This window comes from Nonomuraea sp. NPDC047529, from assembly GCF_040642995.1.
Lineage (GTDB): Bacteria > Actinomycetota > Actinomycetes > Streptosporangiales > Streptosporangiaceae > Nonomuraea.
Genome location: NZ_JBEYTJ010000018.1, coordinates 125,908 through 140,544 on the forward strand (window position 1 = coordinate 125,908; position 14,637 = coordinate 140,544).

Genomic DNA, 14,637 nt, shown 5'->3' on the forward strand with positions numbered 1-14,637 from the left:
GCTCGGTCCTTTCCCTAGTCGAGACTGACCAACTCAGCGTACCGGCGATGTCGTACGGCCGGTGTCAGGGGGCGGAACATACCCCGCAAAGACGACTTCTAGAAATATCGTCTTATTAGCGGCATTTCTGAAAGATCGGCATTACGCTGCCGTTCAGATCGCGGGCCCGCCCGCGATGTCGGACCTGCCGCTCCAGACGGCCGCCCTCCCGGGAGCCACCTGTGCCGCTTCGACTGCTCGCGTTGGTGCTGGCCCTGCTCACAGCGGGCTGTGGCACGACCGGCGGCGCCCCGGTGCTCCAGGAGGACCGCACGACTGCCCCGGCAGCCGCACCACGGGTCGACCCGGCGACCGCCGAGCAGGCGTTCTCGCTGCTCCGGCAGGTCGACGAAGCCTGGCGGCGGCGGGACTGCGCCGCCGTACGGGAGCTGACCACGTGGGCGGAGCGGACGCTGGACGGCCGTGCCTGCGAGGCGACCCGGAACGGCCGTCCAGCCCTCCCCGCCGACCCCGTCCACCTGCTGCCCGACGAAGGCGACTGGTTCGCCGCGCTGGCCCGCGAGCCCACGCCCGCGTACTACCTGTTCTTCCTGGAGGACGGACGCTGGCGGCTGGGCGCCGGACCGGTCCCCGTGCCCGGCGAGCCGGCGCGGGAGGCCGCCGAGGCGCCGTCGTCGCTGGTCAGGCAGGCCCGCCTGGTGCCGCAGCGGCACCTCACGTACCTCACCGACCCGGCCGGGGTGGCGGGGGTGCGCTTCCCGTCCGGCGATCCGCTGCGCGGCCTGCTCAAGGACGTCACCGCGCGGCGCGCCGACGTGGAGCTGTACGGCACCCGTACCCTCGCGATCCCGGTGGCCGCCGGTTCCGTCCTGGTCTTCGACGCCCTGCGCCTGACGTACGAGGGCGGGCGTACGGACCTGGTGGTGATGGCCAGCCTCGTCGGCGCGGGCAACCGGATCAGGACGCTCGGGCTGCGCCGGGCCCGCGCGAGTTGACAACGGCGAGGTAGTCGTTCCGTCCCGGTAAGCTCACCTCACGTGAGTTCCTACAGTCCCATCGGGCCGGTCGTCGGCGTGGTCGGCGCCGGCCAGCTCGCCCGGATGACGCAGCAGCCCGCCATCGCGCTCGGGGTCGAGCTGAGGGTGCTGGCCGCCGCCGCCGGCGAGAGCGCCGCACGGGTGATCGTCGACACCCGGGTCGGCGACTACCGCGACCTGGCCGATCTGCGCGCGTTCGCCCAGGGTTGCGACGCGATCACGTTCGACCACGAGCACGTGCCGACCGAGCACATCAGGGCCCTGATCGCCGACGGCCACGCCGTGCACCCGGGCGCCGACGCGCTCGTGCACGCCCAGGACAAGGCGGTCATGCGCGAGCGGCTGACCGCGATCGGCGTGCCCTGCCCCGCCTGGGCCCGGGTCGCCTCCGCCGAGGACGTCTCGGCGTTCGCCGGCGAGCACGGCTGGCCGGTGGTGCTGAAGTCGGTGCGCGGCGGCTACGACGGGCGCGGCGTGTGGGTCTGCCGTACGCCCGAAGAGGTGGCCGAGGCGTTCGCGACCGGCGTCGAGCTGATGGCCGAGGCGTTCGTGCCGTTCGAACGGGAGCTCGCGGTGCTGGTGGCCCGCTCGCCCCACGGGCAGGGCGTCAGCTATCCGGTCGTGGAGACCGTGCAGCAGGACGGCATCTGCGTCGAGGTGCTCGCCCCCGCCCCCGGCATGGACCCCGAGGACGCCGCCGTCGCCCAGCGCATCGGCCTGAAGATCGCCCATGAGCTGGGCGTGACCGGGCTGCTGGCGGTGGAGCTGTTCCAGACGGCCGACGGCCTCGTGGTGAACGAGCTGGCCATGCGCCCCCACAACAGCGGCCACTGGACGATCGAGGGCTCGACCACGTCCCAGTTCGAGCAGCACCTGCGGGCCGTGCTCGACCTGCCGCTCGGCTCGCCGTCGATGACCGCCCCCGTCGTGGTCATGGCCAACCTGCTGGGCGGCGACGACCCCGACCTGTTCAAGCGCTACGAGCACGTGCTGGCCCACGACCCCGGCATCAAGCTGCACTTCTACGGCAAGGAAGTGCGTCCGGGCCGCAAGATCGGCCACGTCACGGCTCTGGGCTCCGACCTCGACAAGGTCCGCGCCCGCGCCCGCCACGCCGCCGTCTACCTCATGACCGGGGAGTACACGTGACAGAGCGCATCGGGATCGTCATGGGGTCGGATTCCGACTGGCCCGTGATGAAGGCCGCGGCCGAGGCCGTGGCGGAGTTCGGGGTGCCGTTCGAGGCGGACGTCGTCTCGGCCCACCGCATGCCGGTCGAGATGATCGAGTACGGGCGGCAGGCGGCCTCCCGCGGCATCCGGGTGATCATCGCGGGCGCCGGCGGCGCGGCACACCTGCCGGGCATGCTGGCCTCGGTGACGCCGCTGCCGGTGATCGGGGTGCCGGTGCCGCTGAAGTACCTCGACGGGATGGACTCGCTGCTGTCGATCGTCCAGATGCCGGCCGGGGTGCCGGTTGCCACGGTCGCGGTCGGGGGCGCGCGTAACGCGGGGCTGCTGGCCGTACGCATCCTCGGGGCCTCCGACGCCGGGCTGCGTGAGCGCATGGAGGAGTTCCAGGGGCGTCTCAAGGAGCAGGCGTACGCCAAGGGCGAGAAGCTGCGCGCCGAGGCCGCTGAGCTCTGAGCATGCAGCTCAGAGCCGTACAGGCCCTTTCAGGACGGGCGCCCAGGAGGTCTTGTCTTCGGGCGCCCGGGGGCGTTTCTGCGGGTGTCGGGAGGTCTTGTCTCCGGGCATCCGGGTGTCTTTTGCGGGTGCCGGGAGGTCCTTCTCCGGGCACCCGGTGAGCTGCGGCGGGCGGGTGCAGGGGCTACGGGCGGCCGAGTGCCCGGTAGTGCCAGCCGGCCGAGCGCCACACCTCGGCGTTGAGCGCGTTGCGGCCGTCGACGATGCGCCGGGTCGCGACCACCGCGCCCAGCTCCTCCGGATCGAGCTCCAGGAACTCTTTCCACTCCGTCAGCAGCAGCACCACGTGCGCTCCACGGACCGCGTCGACGGCCGACTCGCCGTAGTTCAGCTCCGGATGAGCCTTACGAGCGTTGTCGAGCGCGATCGGGTCGTAGACGGTGACCTGTCCGCCCTGGTGGCCGATCGTCACGGCGACGTCAAGGGCGGGGGAGTCGCGAATGTCGTCCGAGTTCGGCTTGAAGGCCGCGCCCAGCACGCCGACCGTGCACCCGTGGAACGAGCCGCCCGCCAGCTCCCTGGCCAGGTCGACCATGCGGGCACGCCGGCGCATGTTGATCGCGTCGACCTCGCGCAGGAACGTCAGCGCCTGGTCGGCCCCCAGCTCGCCGGCCCGGGCCATGAAGGCCCTGATGTCCTTGGGCAGGCAGCCGCCGCCGAAGCCGAGCCCGGCGTTGAGGAAGCGCCCGCCGATGCGGTCGTCGTACGAGAGCGCCTCGGAGAGCTGCTTGACGTCGGCGTGCGCGGCCTCGCAGACCTCGGCCATGGCGTTGATGAAGGAGATCTTGGTGGCGAGGAAGGCGTTGGCCGCCGTCTTGACCAGCTCGGACGTCGCGAAGTCGGTCACCACGAACGGGACCTCCCCGAGCGGCGCGTACACGTCGCGCAGCACCTTCTCGGCCCGCTCCGAGCGCACGCCGAGCACGATGCGGTCGGGGTGGAGGGTGTCCTCGACCGCGAAGCCCTCGCGCAGGAACTCCGGGTTCCACGCCAGCTCGACGCCGACACCCGCGGGGGCCAGGCGGGCGAGCTTGTCGGCCATGCGCTCGGCGGTGCCGACCGGCACGGTGGACTTGCCCACGACCAGGCACTCGCGGTCGAGGAGCGGCGCGAGCGATTCGATGGCGTTTTCCATGTACGACACGTCCGCGGCGTACTCGCCCTTCTTCTGGGGCGTGCCGACGCAGACGAAGTGCACGTCACCGAAGGCGGCGACCTCTTCGTAGGAGCTGGTGAAGCGAAGACGTCCGGAGTCGAGCCCACGGCGGAGCACGGGTTCCAGCCCGGGCTCGTGAATGGGGAGCTCACCGTTGTTCAGCCGGCGGATCTTGTCCGCGTCAATGTCGAGGCCAAGGACTTCGAATCCGAGATCAGCCATGCAGGACGCATGCGTGATGCCCAGGTATCCGGTCCCGATCACCGTGAGGCGATATGGCACGAGCGAGCTCCTTTCGATCGCCAGGCATGCTACCGGCCTTCGCTACCTCCTTCGTGCCACCTGCACCTGTTCGCAAACCGTACTAGCTGGTAACAAAGTGCTCGGACGTCCTAGTATCTATGCATGAGCTTCCCTCTCTATGCGCCCGCCGAAGAGCACGACATGCTCAGGGAGACGGTCCGCGCCCTGGCCGACGAGAAGATCGCGCCGCAGGCCGCGGCGGCCGACGAGTCCGAAGAGTTCCCCTGGGACGTCTACAAGGCCCTCGTCGCCGCCGACCTGCACGCCGTACACGTTCCCGAGGAGTACGGGGGCGCAGGGGCTGACGCGCTGGCCGCGGTGATCGTCATCGAGGAGGTCGCGCGGGCCTGCGCGTCGTCCTCGCTCATCCCGGCGGTCAACAAGCTGGGCACCGTGCCGCTCCTGCTCTCGGCGTCCGAGGAGCTCAAGCAGCGTTACCTGAAGCCGGTGGCGAGGGGCGAGGCCATGTTCTCGTACGCGCTGTCCGAGCCGGAGGCGGGCTCCGACGCCGCCGCCATGAAGACCCGCGCCGTTCTCGACGGCGACCACTACGTGCTCAACGGCACCAAGATGTGGATCACCAACGCCGGCGTCTCCGAGTACTACACGCTGATGGCCGTGACGGACCCGTCCGCGGGCGCCCGGGGCATCTCCGCCTTCGTGGTGGAGAAGTCCGACGAAGGGGTCTCCTTCGGGCCGAAGGAGAAGAAGCTCGGCATCAAGGCCTCGCCGACCCGCCAGGTGATCCTGGAGAACGTCCGCATCCCGGCGTCCCGCATGATCGGCGAGCCCGGCACCGGCTTCAAGACGGCCCTCGCCACCCTCGACCACACCCGCGTCACCATCGCCGCCCAGGCACTGGGCATCGCCCAGGGCGCCCTGGACTACGCGATCGGCTACGTGAAGGAACGCAAGCAGTTCGGCCGCCCGATCGGCGACTTCCAGGGTTTGCAGTTCATGATCGCCGACATGGCGATGAAGCTGGAGGCCGCCAGGCAGCTGACCTACCGCGCCGCCGCCAAGAGCGAACTGGCCATGCACGGCCGGCCGCAGAAGGACCTGACCTTCCTGTCGAGCGCCGCCAAGTGCGCCGCCTCGGACGCCGCCATGGAGATCACCACGGACGCGGTGCAACTCCTGGGCGGATACGGGTACACAAAGGACTTCCCGGTGGAACGCATGATGCGCGACGCCAAGATCACCCAGATCTACGAGGGCACCAACCAGATCCAGCGCATGGTCATGGCCCGCCAGCTCCTCAAGTAGCCCCTGACGTGCGAAAACCCCGCCTGCCGGTCGGCTGAGGCGGGGTTCGTCGTCCTGTGGTCGTGAGCCTGACGATCACTCTTCCGTGCGTGTTCCGTGAGAAACGCCGCGCGGACGGAACAGACGGCCTCTGATCACCGAGTGGCCCCGCTCGTAGGAACCAGGCATCCAGTGGGCGCGCAGTTCGCACAAAGGGCAACTCCTTGTGGATGAGCGCTTGGGGCTGACCGAGGCCACAGCTCTCCGGTTCTCGTTGCGAACACCGCAGCACCGAGGGCACCAGCACGCAAACCTCGGTCCCTGCGAGCTTGCCCGCGCTGGGCTTTCTGTGTTGAGCTGCAGGAGGAAGAGGGCCTCCAGGCGTCCGGCCGCTCGATGCGGGCAGCAGCGCGGCTTCGTCGGCACCTTCCTCATGGTCCCGGCGGCGCGTGCCCCCATGGCGCGGATGCGGGCCTGGACGCGGTCAATGTCTCGCTGCGCCTGGGATGGCCAGGGTCGCTGGCGATGCCGCTTGGACGGCGTCCGAACCGCGCCGCGCACGCCTTGGTAGCCCTTGTTGGCGAAGGGCTTCACGCCGACGTCGGTCAAGGCGTTGGCCAGCCCGACTGTCCGAGCAGCATTCACGTCGTGCACCACGCCCAATAGCGCGGGTGGGCCTGCACCAGCCGGCTCACCGGATCAGCAAGCAGCTGCACGTTGACTCCATGTTGCTTGGCCGCTGTAGTGCGGCTACTCCTCAGTCAGGGGTCGATCCGGATTCGGGTGCCGTCCAAGGTGGGTGTAGGCCGACCGGGCCGCACGTGCTGGTCGTGTGATGTCGACGGAGAAGCCGAGGGCCGGGTACGTGTAGATGTCGCCATTGCGCAGGTGGACGACGAGCAGCGCTTCGCGGGCGCATCTGACCCCTGTCCCCGAGAGCGGCGTTCGGCTCGCTGGGTACGGATGGGGCCGGTCAGGTGGGCGAGGATGTGGTTGGACAGCGGGATCGAGGCACGGTAAGGGCAATGAGGTTCCTGGCTGGTGCATCGGATCTTGGTCAACTGCTGTCTTGTCTGGAGCCTCAGGTCATCCGCCACTGCTCCGCGCATCTAATCCCTACCAGCGTCGTTGAGCGAAGAGAGCTCAGTAGATGTTGTGCGAGGCGCACTGGCGCGGTTTTCGTCTCCTTGGTTACCGCAAGGGGCGCCATACCGGCTGCACCAGGACAAGCCTGCGTGCCGGCCGGAATGCCGGCGAGAGAGGAAGATCATCGACAAGCGTGTGAAGGAGAACGGCAACTCGTTCAGGCGAGTGCGGGCCGGTTCCCCGCGAGAGGACGATCAAGCCGACGTGTATTCCTGATGTAGGCATCATAGAACGCTATTTATGGTTCATCCGAATTTCCGTGGAACTGAGCGGCGCGTCAGTTCGTTGGCATGCTGTGAGGGCTCACGGTGTCCATAAAAGGGTTAAAGTCAATGGTCCGCCTGTCTGCATACGGCGGCGACGCTTGCAGACGGTCCTTCCGGGCGTTGTCGTAATTTTTCTGCTGATCGACCTGGTGTGGGAAATTGTTCGCCGTAACGTCGCTCCACACATGCTTGCGGCGTGGCCCTGGCGATTTACTGTATTCGATGTCCAAACCGCGGCCAATCTCGTCGTGATACTTGGCGGCCTGCTTATCGCGCGCGATCAGTTCTCGAAGTCCATCTCGGCCACACTGGGCACCAGAGGTGACGAAAAGGTGGCGAGTAGTCATATTCGCTCTCGCTGGACCGTGCATATAAAGAACAGTGGGCCGGGTCGTTGTGTGGTTGATCTAGTGGAGTTTCGATACAGACTGCGAACCGCTCACGTCGAAGGGTCTCACCCTGAAGTCTGGCTCACCTGGGAGCAGGTTTGCTCGGAGTTGAATCGGAACGGTCTGGTCAGGAGTCGAGACTACTATCTTCAGTCTCTAGGGGTAGGGATGACCATCCCGGGAAACTCGGTCCCTCATTCGGAGATTGCGGCATGGGCCGAGCGTGCGCTTCGTATTCTGGAGAGCCTCGATATGCATATTATATATCGAGATGTTTCGGGAGATCGGTATGAGATGATACATGATCTCCTGTACACGGCGCACACTGTATGGTGCCTGGATAAGGTGAATCCTAAAATGAGCCCGCATGGTCCGTAAGATGCCGGCGTGAACTCGTGCACATATCCATATCGACCTGTCGTCGCTCGCCTTTAGGTCATGACGTGAGCGGCTGGAGACAGGAGGTCACCTGGATTCACAAGGGGCCAGCCAGGCCCGACGCATGGCGATGAGCTGCCAGATCCTCAAGAAGGGGCTGCCGGATGGAGTCTCGCCCGCTCGTCATACATGGCGGAGTGGGGCTCGTCGGGCGATGGGTGTGAGTGATCGGTGTGCTGTAGGGAGTGAGAGCTTGGTCGGCGAGCTGGTGATTGCGGGGGCTGTTGGTCAGACGAAGCCTTCGGCGACGAGGCGGGGGCCGTGTTCGTCGATGATGTGGCGTTGGCCCGATCCGCCGACGACGCGGCACCAGCTTTCCACGGTCAGCCGGGTTCGCTCCAGCCGGTAGCTGAAGCCGCCGTACATGCCGGGGACGGCGAACCAGCAGGCCGGGTGACGTTGCTCGGTCAGCGGTTCCAGGTCGGGAAGGCGTAGCTGGTGCTCGGTGACCAGGTCGTCGGCGCGTTCGTGGATCAGCGCGTGGAAGTGGTGCTGGATCGACCTCAAAGTTCCGGCCGGCAGGTGGTGGTGGATGACCGGGGTGAGTGGCGCCAGGAGGGCGTGGTGTCCCCGGCGGGTGGCGATGTCGATCGCCCGTTCTCCTTGAGCCGTACGGAGCGTGCGCCAGGCGCCGCGGGAGATCAGCCGGTGCACGACGCCGACGTCGGCGCCGTGCCAGGCGGCCTGGTGGAGTGGGGCGTATCCGCTGGTGCCGCCGACTCTGCCGCCGTTGATCCACTCGGGATGCTCTTCGAGCAGCTCGAAGACTGTGGACCAGGCGCCGTCGCGTGCGGCGTCGGCCAGTTCGTCGCGTTCTTCGAGCAGATGGTCCTTGTAGGTCGAGCGCAGAGTGACGTCGTCCCACCTCGAAGCCTGGTGCTGTTTCATGCAGCCTCTGTCCGTCCGGTCACGGAGACACACCAAGGTACGTCACAACGCGTTTAGGCTGGAGCTGCTTCTGAGGAGGTGGCCGGGGTGACGTTGACCGAGGTGATGGCCGAGCTGGCCGCGCTGGAGGATCCCAAGGCGCGCGAGGTGAACGAGAGACACGGCGACGATCACGGCGTGAACCTCGGCAAGCTGCGCGCCCTCGCCAAGCGGCTGAAGACGCAGCAGGAACTCGCGCGCGAGCTCTGGGAGACGGGCGACACCGCGGCGAGGTTGCTGGCGACGCTGGTCTGCCGTCCGAAGGCGTACGAGCGGGACGAACTGGACGCGATGGTCCGCGAGGCGCGTACGCCCAAGGTGCATGACTGGCTCGTGAACTACGTGGTGAAGAAGAGTCGGTACGCCGAAGAGCTGCGGGTGGCCTGGTCGGCCGATCCCGATCCGCTGGTCGCGAGCGCCGGGTGGGCGTTGACCGTCGAGCGCGTGGCGAAGAAGCCCGAGGGGCTCGACCTGGTGGGGCTGCTCGACGTCATCGAGGCGGAGATGAAGGACGCCCCTGACCGTCTGCAGTGGGAGATGAACAACTGTCTGGCTCACATCGGGATCGAGCACGCCGAGCTCCGCGCCCGTGCGATCGGCATCGGTGAGCGGCTGGAGGTGCTCAAGGACTATCCGACGTCCCCGGGGTGCACGTCGCCGTTCGCGCCGGTGTGGATCGCCGAGATGGTACGCCGGGAGCAGGGCGGGGCGGCTCACTAGAGGGTGGAGACGAAAAACGTTCGAGAGGGTCGCTGACTGTCCCGACGTGCTGATCGAACTGCCTCAGGTGTTGCGTTACCTGGATTTCAAGAGGGATTTCTTCGGCTCGAAGAAGGCTCGCGGGGCATGCAGCATCGTCTTGATGAGCTGGGGCCGGATTTCGAGCTGCTGGCCTCTGTCGCGCACGACGTCTACGGAAGAATCACCGGTTCAGATTCCGCAGCGTTGGACGAGGGCTGTTCATGGGCGCGGCGTTCTCGGCGGCGTCCCGAACGGCGAGCAGTGGGATTTCGAGGACCCACGGGAATTTGTGCGGAGGCTGCCGCGCATAGCTCGTCATCGAGGATTGTGAAGGGCGGGGAGGAGTTTCGTCATCACCCGCGATCCGTTCGGGTCCAGGGCGGGGAGTTCTTCGGAGTCCCGGAAATCGTGACGCGTGTAAAGCGCGATGGCCGGGGCGTTTCCGGGTTTGACGGAAAGTCGCAGCGTCTTGGCTCCTCGCCACGTGGCCCATCTTTCGATCTCGTGGATCAGGTGGTCCCCGACTCCCCGGCCGCGGGTGGACGGGCTCACCCACATGGACACCAGCTCGACGCTGTCCGCAGTCTCGATCGGGACTCCGCCGGCCATCCCGGCCGGGCGGCCGTCGAGGAAGGCGACGACGTTGTGCGAGCCGCGCATCGTCAGGCGGGCCCGCCAGCGTTCCTCGCGGTCGCCGTCGCCCTGCCAGTCGGCCAGCGTGGAACCGCAGGCGGGGGCGGCGTCGGCGAGCGCGGCCAGTCGTAGTTCGCGCCAGAGCGGCCAGTCGTCGGGCTCCAGGATGCGTAGTTCGACCATGTTCCGACCTTGCCCGCCGACGGTGGGGACGGGCAACGGGATTTGCCGCCGGAGGGGGCCGGGTTACGGCGTGCGGTCGGTGCCGGCGCTTTCGCGGCTCCAGATCTGCCTGGCACGGGGGAGGTCCCTGATGGTGCCGCCTTCCGGGATCATGCCCCAGAGGAAGGGGACCAGGTAGGCGGGTGGGCCGCCCAGGAGTTCGGTCAGTTCGTCCTCGGTGATGGCGAGGGTGAAACGGGGGCCTGGTCGGGCGGGGGTCCAGCCCTGTTTGAGGGCGCGGCGGACGCATGCGGCGACGAGCGGCGGGCGGATCGCGATCGTCCGGGCTCCCCGCCAGTTGTCCGGCCGGGCGCAGGGGAGTGACACGAGCAGGACGCGGCCGGGATCCTCGTCACGTTCGACGACGAAGGTGAGCGGGGCCGCGGAACTGCCGTCGCCGAAGGCGGGTCTGCGGCTGACTCGCCAGCGGAAGTCGGTGCCGTCGACCGTGATGAGCCGCGAGCCCTTCCTGGGCATCGCCATGGGCGCCTCCGGGTGCTGCCTTCGCGACAAATGGGTTCAGGACGGTCGCCAGCGTAACCCGCCGCCGCCCGCGACCAGGGCCGGAACGGGCAGGACCGGAACGGGGGCGGGAGAGGTGCGGGCCTGGGAGGCACGGTCCGGGAAAGGTGCGGTCAAGGGGGAGGTGTGGGACCGGTGCGGGGTCTCCGACCGGTCCTCGGTGCGTTCGCCGTCCGTGCGGGTGCGGGTGCGGGGGTGTGCGTTGCGGGACGTGCCGGAGCGCGGGGGTGTGCGGTTGTGGGGACGTGCCGGAGCGCAGGGGTGTGCGGTTGTGGGGACGTGCCGGAGCGCGGGGGTGTGCGGTTGTGGGACGTGCCGGGGCGTGAGGGGGTGCGATTGCCGGACGTGCCGAGGGGGTGGTTGCGGGACGTGCCGAGGGGTGGGGTCAGCCGCTGGTGTCCTGTGAAGGACTCTCGGGCTTCTGGGAGTTCAGCCAGGTGTGCACGGCCGAGGTGCCGGTGATCCAGAGCGCCGCGAAGCCGCCGGAGGCCGTCGCGCCCGCCATGATGGCGCCCGCGACCGTGCTGCCGTTCCCGATGGCGAGCAGGCCGGCGACGACACCGACGAGCAGCGCGAGCAGGGCGCCGCTGACCGCCGACCAGATGAGGGTTGTCTTGCTCATTCGTGTCCCCTTGCCGTACGGGCTTGTTCGTTGACGTAGGAGTACCAGCGGGACTCGGGGGCGCGTCCGCGCAATTGATCGTTCCGGCCGTGATCGCGCTTGCCTCGGACGTATTCGGACGACATCGGATGGATTCGGCCGAGAAGGGCTGATGGGGCGGATGTGTGTGATGCGCCTGGCACCCCGACAAGACCGACTTATGGCACTATGGCTGCTTATCTCAACGCAACGAGAGGGTGGCGCCTGCCCGTCTTCTCGAAATGCCACTTCCACTCTTAAACCGGACAACGGTGTCCGAACCGGGGCGGCTCATGAAGGATGTCGGTCAAGGTGAAGATCACCTTGCTGTGCTCGTGACACGTCTGAACAGGTTGCGTGAAATCGAATGCGGAAACCCGTCGCTGAAACGGATTGAGAAAGTCGCGCTCGCCCTTTTGGCCGAAGAGCCCGAACGAAACAGATGGCGCCGGCCGTTGCCGAAGTCGACCGTGTCCGACCTGCTGAACGGCAGGTCGCAGAAAGTGCCGGATTTCCTGCTGATGCGGACCATCGTCGAGGTGTGTCAGGTGATCGCGGTGAAGTCCGGCATGCCCATCGAGTCCGTGACGGAGCTGACCGCCGAGTTCAGCGCCCTGTGGCAGGCCGCCAAGGCCGAGGCGGGGGAGGCCGCGCGCCGCCGGAGCGGGTCGCCGGCCGCCGACCGGACCGGCGGGGACGTCCTGGAGCCCGCGCCCGGCGAGCAGTCGTCCTGGCAGCCCTCGCCCACGGAGCTGCGGGTGCCGCTGCATTGGGGACGTCTGGGCATGTTCCGGCTGCGGTCGGCGGAGAGGGGTGACGCCAGGGCCGCCCACGAGCTGGCGGTCCTGCTGGCCTGCGAGGCGTGCGGCGCGGATGGGAAGGAGGCCGAGCACTGGCGGCGGCTGGCCGCGTACTGGAACCACCGGGCGCTCGGCGCGGTGCCAGAAGCGGCGGGCTTCCAGCTCCGCGGACGCCGGCTGGTGGTGATGGCCAGGGCGCTGGCCGAGAAGTACGCCGAGGCGGGCAAGCCCAGCTCGACGTACTTCTGGAAGGCCGTGCGGCAGGCGGAGACGTCCGTGCGGGCGGTTGAGGCCCGGCAGGAGGCGGAGGTCGGCTGACGCCTCCCAAACACCGGCGCGCCCCACAGGTTGGAGGAGAGCCGGCGCGGCCGGAGGAGGGTCAGCGGGTCAGGACGCGTACGTTCCCGTACGTGCTGCGGGCGAGGATGGTCCTGGAGCTGGACTTCGTGCTCTTGATGTCGGAGTGCTCGGAGCCGTCCTGGCTCTCGACCTTCACCTGGTAGGAGTCCTTCGGCACCCGGACGGTCACGCCGCCCTCGCGCGACTTCACATCCAGGTCCGCGGGCGGCGCGGCGAAGGCCAGGGAGATCGAGCCGTCCAGGGTGCGTCCGTGCACGCTGGACGACCGCAGTCCGTCGCCCTCGATCGTGCCGGAGTCGCTCAGCAGGCGCAGCTTGCCCGAGGTGTTCTTCACCTCGATGCGGTCGCCGCTGGAGACGTCGACGTCCTGGGTGAGGCCGTTCAGGATGACGCCGTCGGGGGAGTCGATCGTCAGCCGCACCCCGGCCGGGACCCTCACGTGGTAGCGCGCGCCGCAGTCGCCGACGATGAGCGTGCAGTCGGCGCTGAGCCGCAGCACGCCGTCGCGCAGCGACCAGGAGGGGCTGGTGGACGCCTTGCCGCGCGTCCAGCGCCGCACCTCGACGGCCGGGCTGGTGGCGGGCAGCACCCGCACCCCGCCCAGCGACGACGAGATCTTCAGTTCGGCCCCCGTGAACGGGAACGTCCGGACGGCGGGCACCTCATCGCTGTCGAAGCGCACGCTGCACCCGGTGACCGCCAGAATTGCCACGATTACCAGCAAAAGCCTCATGCAAACGATCGTGGCGAAGCGGCGGCGAAGCCCCATCGGCCGTTCGACCGATGCCCCTCCGCCATTCGGCCATAGGAACCACGGCCCCGACGCCAAGGCGCCGGGGGAACCCGAGCCCGCTACAGCGCCGACAGCAGGGCGTGCACGTGCGGCAGGGGATCGCGCCCCAGTGGCCGGACGACCACTGTCCCCGCACCCGCCGCCCACATGCTCCTGACCTGCTCCGCCGCCTGCTCAGGGGTCCCGGCCGCCATGACGACGTCGTGCGGCGACACGCCCAGGTAGGCCGCCTGGTCCCGGACCACCGGATGGGCGAGCCGGTCCGCCTCCTCGCCGATGTGCAGGAAGGTGAAGACGCCCAGCTCGTGGTCGTCGCCCCCGGCGATCCGCTCGGCGATGCCGGGCAGCTGCGCCGGGCCGACGCCCTCCGGCACGATCGTGCCCTGCGCGACGCGTCCCGACAGCGCCAGCGAGCGCGGCCCCTTCACGCCCGCCAGGACGGGCGGCGGCACGGCCGGCGGATGCACCAGCGACACGCCGTCGAGGTGCACCGCCTTGCCGTGCAGGGTGACCGTCTCGCCGAGCAGCAGGGCGCGTACGGCCGTGATCGTCTCCTCCAGCAGGGCGAGCGGCGACGGCACGGCCGCGCCGACCTGGCGCATCCATTCCTGCACGCCGTGCCCGATGCCCGCGGCCAGCCGGCCGGGATGCATCCGGGCCAGGTTGCCGATCTCCATCGCCAGCAGCATCGGATTGCGCAGCGGCGCGGGGGTGATGCCGATGCCGACGCGCAGCCGGGACGTGACGGCCAGCGCGGTGGCCGCCGCCGAGACGCCGCCGGTCCAGCCCAGGTCCTCCACCACCCACAGGTCGTCGACGGCGGTCTCGTCGAGCGCCCGGGCGAACGGGATCAGCTCCTCGGGCGGCAGATCCCGGTCGAACATCACGCCAAGTCTCACGAAGTCCTCCAGTAGTAGGTGAACAGCCGGCCGACCTCCGAGTATCCGGCACGCAGGAAGGCGTTCGCGGTAGGCGTGTCGCCCACGTCGGCCCCGGCGACGACGCGCCGCAGCCGGCCCGGCCGGCGTGCGCGTGCCGTGCGCGAGCACCTCGTCGGGGCGCAGGTCGCGGCGCAGCGCGGCCGCCGCCGCGGGGGCGGGGCCGGGCTCGAACTACCGGACGATCACCGGGTCCGCGCCCGCGAAGGGGGCCCAGAATGCCAGGTGCGCCCGGCCTTCCGCGAAACACCACTCCGGCCGGGTCCTGCCCTCGGCGAAGGCGACGGCGAGCTGGGAGCGGGCAGGCTCGGGGAACTCGTCGAACAACGTGCGGGCCTCCGGACGTGAGAGGGATCTTCCCGGGAGCCTACGAGC

At 68.8% G+C, this 14,637-nt stretch carries 16 protein-coding genes and 1 pseudogene; 7 read left to right on the top strand and 10 right to left on the bottom strand.

The window, feature by feature from the left end:
• Window positions 1-221 precede the first annotated feature (221 nt).
• From ABZ815_RS27140 to purE, 3 genes are read left to right on the top strand one after another with little or no spacing between them, the layout of a single operon-like run.
• Window positions 222-995 carry a hypothetical protein gene (locus ABZ815_RS27140; protein WP_357702608.1) on the top strand — a complete coding sequence of 258 codons (774 nt, stop codon included), beginning with the start codon at window positions 222-224 and terminating at the stop codon, window positions 993-995.
• Window positions 996-1,037: 42 nt separating this feature from the next.
• Window positions 1,038-2,186, top strand: a complete 1,149-nt coding sequence (locus ABZ815_RS27145) for a 5-(carboxyamino)imidazole ribonucleotide synthase (protein ID WP_357702610.1) — start codon at window positions 1,038-1,040, stop codon at window positions 2,184-2,186.
• A 20-nt stretch (window positions 2,187-2,206) separates the two neighbouring features.
• Entirely contained in the window at window positions 2,207-2,683 is a 477-nt protein-coding gene (purE, locus tag ABZ815_RS27150; protein ID WP_357702729.1) for a 5-(carboxyamino)imidazole ribonucleotide mutase, read from the top strand.
• Between the two features lie 184 nt (window positions 2,684-2,867).
• On the opposite strand, the gene ABZ815_RS27155 is transcribed toward purE, so the two are convergent.
• The gene (locus ABZ815_RS27155) at window positions 2,868-4,181 is read right to left on the bottom strand and encodes a UDP-glucose/GDP-mannose dehydrogenase family protein (RefSeq protein WP_357702612.1); all 1,314 of its coding nucleotides are present in this window, start codon (window positions 4,179-4,181) and stop codon (window positions 2,868-2,870) included.
• A 123-nt stretch (window positions 4,182-4,304) separates the two neighbouring features.
• On the opposite strand from ABZ815_RS27155, the gene ABZ815_RS27160 reads away from it, so the two are divergent.
• On the top strand, window positions 4,305-5,468 hold the full coding sequence (locus tag ABZ815_RS27160) for an acyl-CoA dehydrogenase family protein (RefSeq protein ID WP_357702614.1): 1,164 nt from the start codon (window positions 4,305-4,307) through the stop codon (window positions 5,466-5,468).
• Between the two features lie 333 nt (window positions 5,469-5,801).
• Here the strand turns inward: ABZ815_RS27160 and ABZ815_RS27165 are convergent.
• The 3 genes and pseudogenes from ABZ815_RS27165 to ABZ815_RS27175 form a co-directional block, all read right to left on the bottom strand.
• Window positions 5,802-6,499 (bottom strand): annotated as a pseudogene (locus tag ABZ815_RS27165) (transposase family protein); the annotation flags it as partial.
• A 371-nt stretch (window positions 6,500-6,870) separates the two neighbouring features.
• Complete coding sequence (locus ABZ815_RS27170; protein WP_357702616.1) at window positions 6,871-7,206, bottom strand: hypothetical protein; 336 nt, start codon at window positions 7,204-7,206, stop codon at window positions 6,871-6,873.
• Window positions 7,207-7,914: 708 nt separating this feature from the next.
• Window positions 7,915-8,574 carry a hypothetical protein gene (locus tag ABZ815_RS27175; protein WP_357702617.1) on the bottom strand — a complete coding sequence of 220 codons (660 nt, stop codon included), beginning with the start codon at window positions 8,572-8,574 and terminating at the stop codon, window positions 7,915-7,917.
• Between the two features lie 105 nt (window positions 8,575-8,679).
• On the opposite strand from ABZ815_RS27175, the gene ABZ815_RS27180 reads away from it, so the two are divergent.
• The gene (locus ABZ815_RS27180; RefSeq protein ID WP_357702731.1) at window positions 8,680-9,333 is read left to right on the top strand and encodes a DNA alkylation repair protein; all 654 of its coding nucleotides are present in this window, start codon (window positions 8,680-8,682) and stop codon (window positions 9,331-9,333) included.
• Window positions 9,334-9,379: 46 nt separating this feature from the next.
• Entirely contained in the window at window positions 9,380-9,685 is a 306-nt protein-coding gene (locus ABZ815_RS27185) for a hypothetical protein (RefSeq protein WP_357702619.1), read from the top strand.
• Here ABZ815_RS27185 and ABZ815_RS27190 read toward each other — a convergent pair.
• The 3 genes from ABZ815_RS27190 to ABZ815_RS27200 form a co-directional block, all read right to left on the bottom strand.
• Complete coding sequence (locus ABZ815_RS27190) at window positions 9,670-10,170, bottom strand: GNAT family N-acetyltransferase (protein ID WP_357702621.1); 501 nt, start codon at window positions 10,168-10,170, stop codon at window positions 9,670-9,672. The genes ABZ815_RS27185 and ABZ815_RS27190 overlap by 16 nt on opposite strands.
• Window positions 10,171-10,233: 63 nt before the next feature.
• Window positions 10,234-10,692, bottom strand: a complete 459-nt coding sequence (locus tag ABZ815_RS27195) for a hypothetical protein (protein ID WP_357702623.1) — start codon at window positions 10,690-10,692, stop codon at window positions 10,234-10,236.
• Between the two features lie 424 nt (window positions 10,693-11,116).
• Window positions 11,117-11,353, bottom strand: a complete 237-nt coding sequence (locus ABZ815_RS27200) for a hypothetical protein (RefSeq protein WP_357702625.1) — start codon at window positions 11,351-11,353, stop codon at window positions 11,117-11,119.
• A 473-nt stretch (window positions 11,354-11,826) separates the two neighbouring features.
• Between ABZ815_RS27200 and ABZ815_RS27205 the strand changes: the two genes are divergently transcribed.
• Window positions 11,827-12,489: a hypothetical protein gene (locus ABZ815_RS27205; RefSeq protein WP_357702627.1), complete on the top strand. Its 663-nt coding sequence runs from the start codon at window positions 11,827-11,829 to the stop codon at window positions 12,487-12,489.
• A 61-nt stretch (window positions 12,490-12,550) separates the two neighbouring features.
• On the opposite strand, the gene ABZ815_RS27210 is transcribed toward ABZ815_RS27205, so the two are convergent.
• The 3 genes from ABZ815_RS27210 to ABZ815_RS27220 all read right to left on the bottom strand — a co-directional run bounded on the left by ABZ815_RS27210 (window position 12,551) and on the right by ABZ815_RS27220 (window position 14,589).
• Entirely contained in the window at window positions 12,551-13,243 is a 693-nt protein-coding gene (locus tag ABZ815_RS27210) for a DUF4097 family beta strand repeat-containing protein (RefSeq protein WP_357702629.1), read from the bottom strand.
• Between the two features lie 140 nt (window positions 13,244-13,383).
• Entirely contained in the window at window positions 13,384-14,223 is an 840-nt protein-coding gene (locus ABZ815_RS27215; RefSeq protein WP_357702631.1) for an LLM class flavin-dependent oxidoreductase, read from the bottom strand.
• A 213-nt stretch (window positions 14,224-14,436) separates the two neighbouring features.
• Entirely contained in the window at window positions 14,437-14,589 is a 153-nt protein-coding gene (locus tag ABZ815_RS27220; RefSeq protein WP_357702633.1) for a hypothetical protein, read from the bottom strand.
• Window positions 14,590-14,637 lie beyond the last annotated feature (48 nt).

Coding starts and splice junctions, on each gene's coding strand:
- purE (WP_357702729.1), top strand. CDS start 2,207: ATGGGGTCGGATTCCGACTGGCCCGTGATGAAGGCCGCGGCCGAGGCC.
- ABZ815_RS27160 (WP_357702614.1), top strand. CDS start 4,305: ATGAGCTTCCCTCTCTATGCGCCCGCCGAAGAGCACGACATGCTCAGG.
- ABZ815_RS27170 (WP_357702616.1), bottom strand. CDS start 7,206: ATGACTACTCGCCACCTTTTCGTCACCTCTGGTGCCCAGTGTGGCCGA.
- ABZ815_RS27175 (WP_357702617.1), bottom strand. CDS start 8,574: ATGAAACAGCACCAGGCTTCGAGGTGGGACGACGTCACTCTGCGCTCG.
- ABZ815_RS27180 (WP_357702731.1), top strand. CDS start 8,680: ATGGCCGAGCTGGCCGCGCTGGAGGATCCCAAGGCGCGCGAGGTGAAC.
- ABZ815_RS27190 (WP_357702621.1), bottom strand. CDS start 10,170: ATGGTCGAACTACGCATCCTGGAGCCCGACGACTGGCCGCTCTGGCGC.
- ABZ815_RS27195 (WP_357702623.1), bottom strand. CDS start 10,692: ATGGCGATGCCCAGGAAGGGCTCGCGGCTCATCACGGTCGACGGCACC.
- ABZ815_RS27200 (WP_357702625.1), bottom strand. CDS start 11,353: ATGAGCAAGACAACCCTCATCTGGTCGGCGGTCAGCGGCGCCCTGCTC.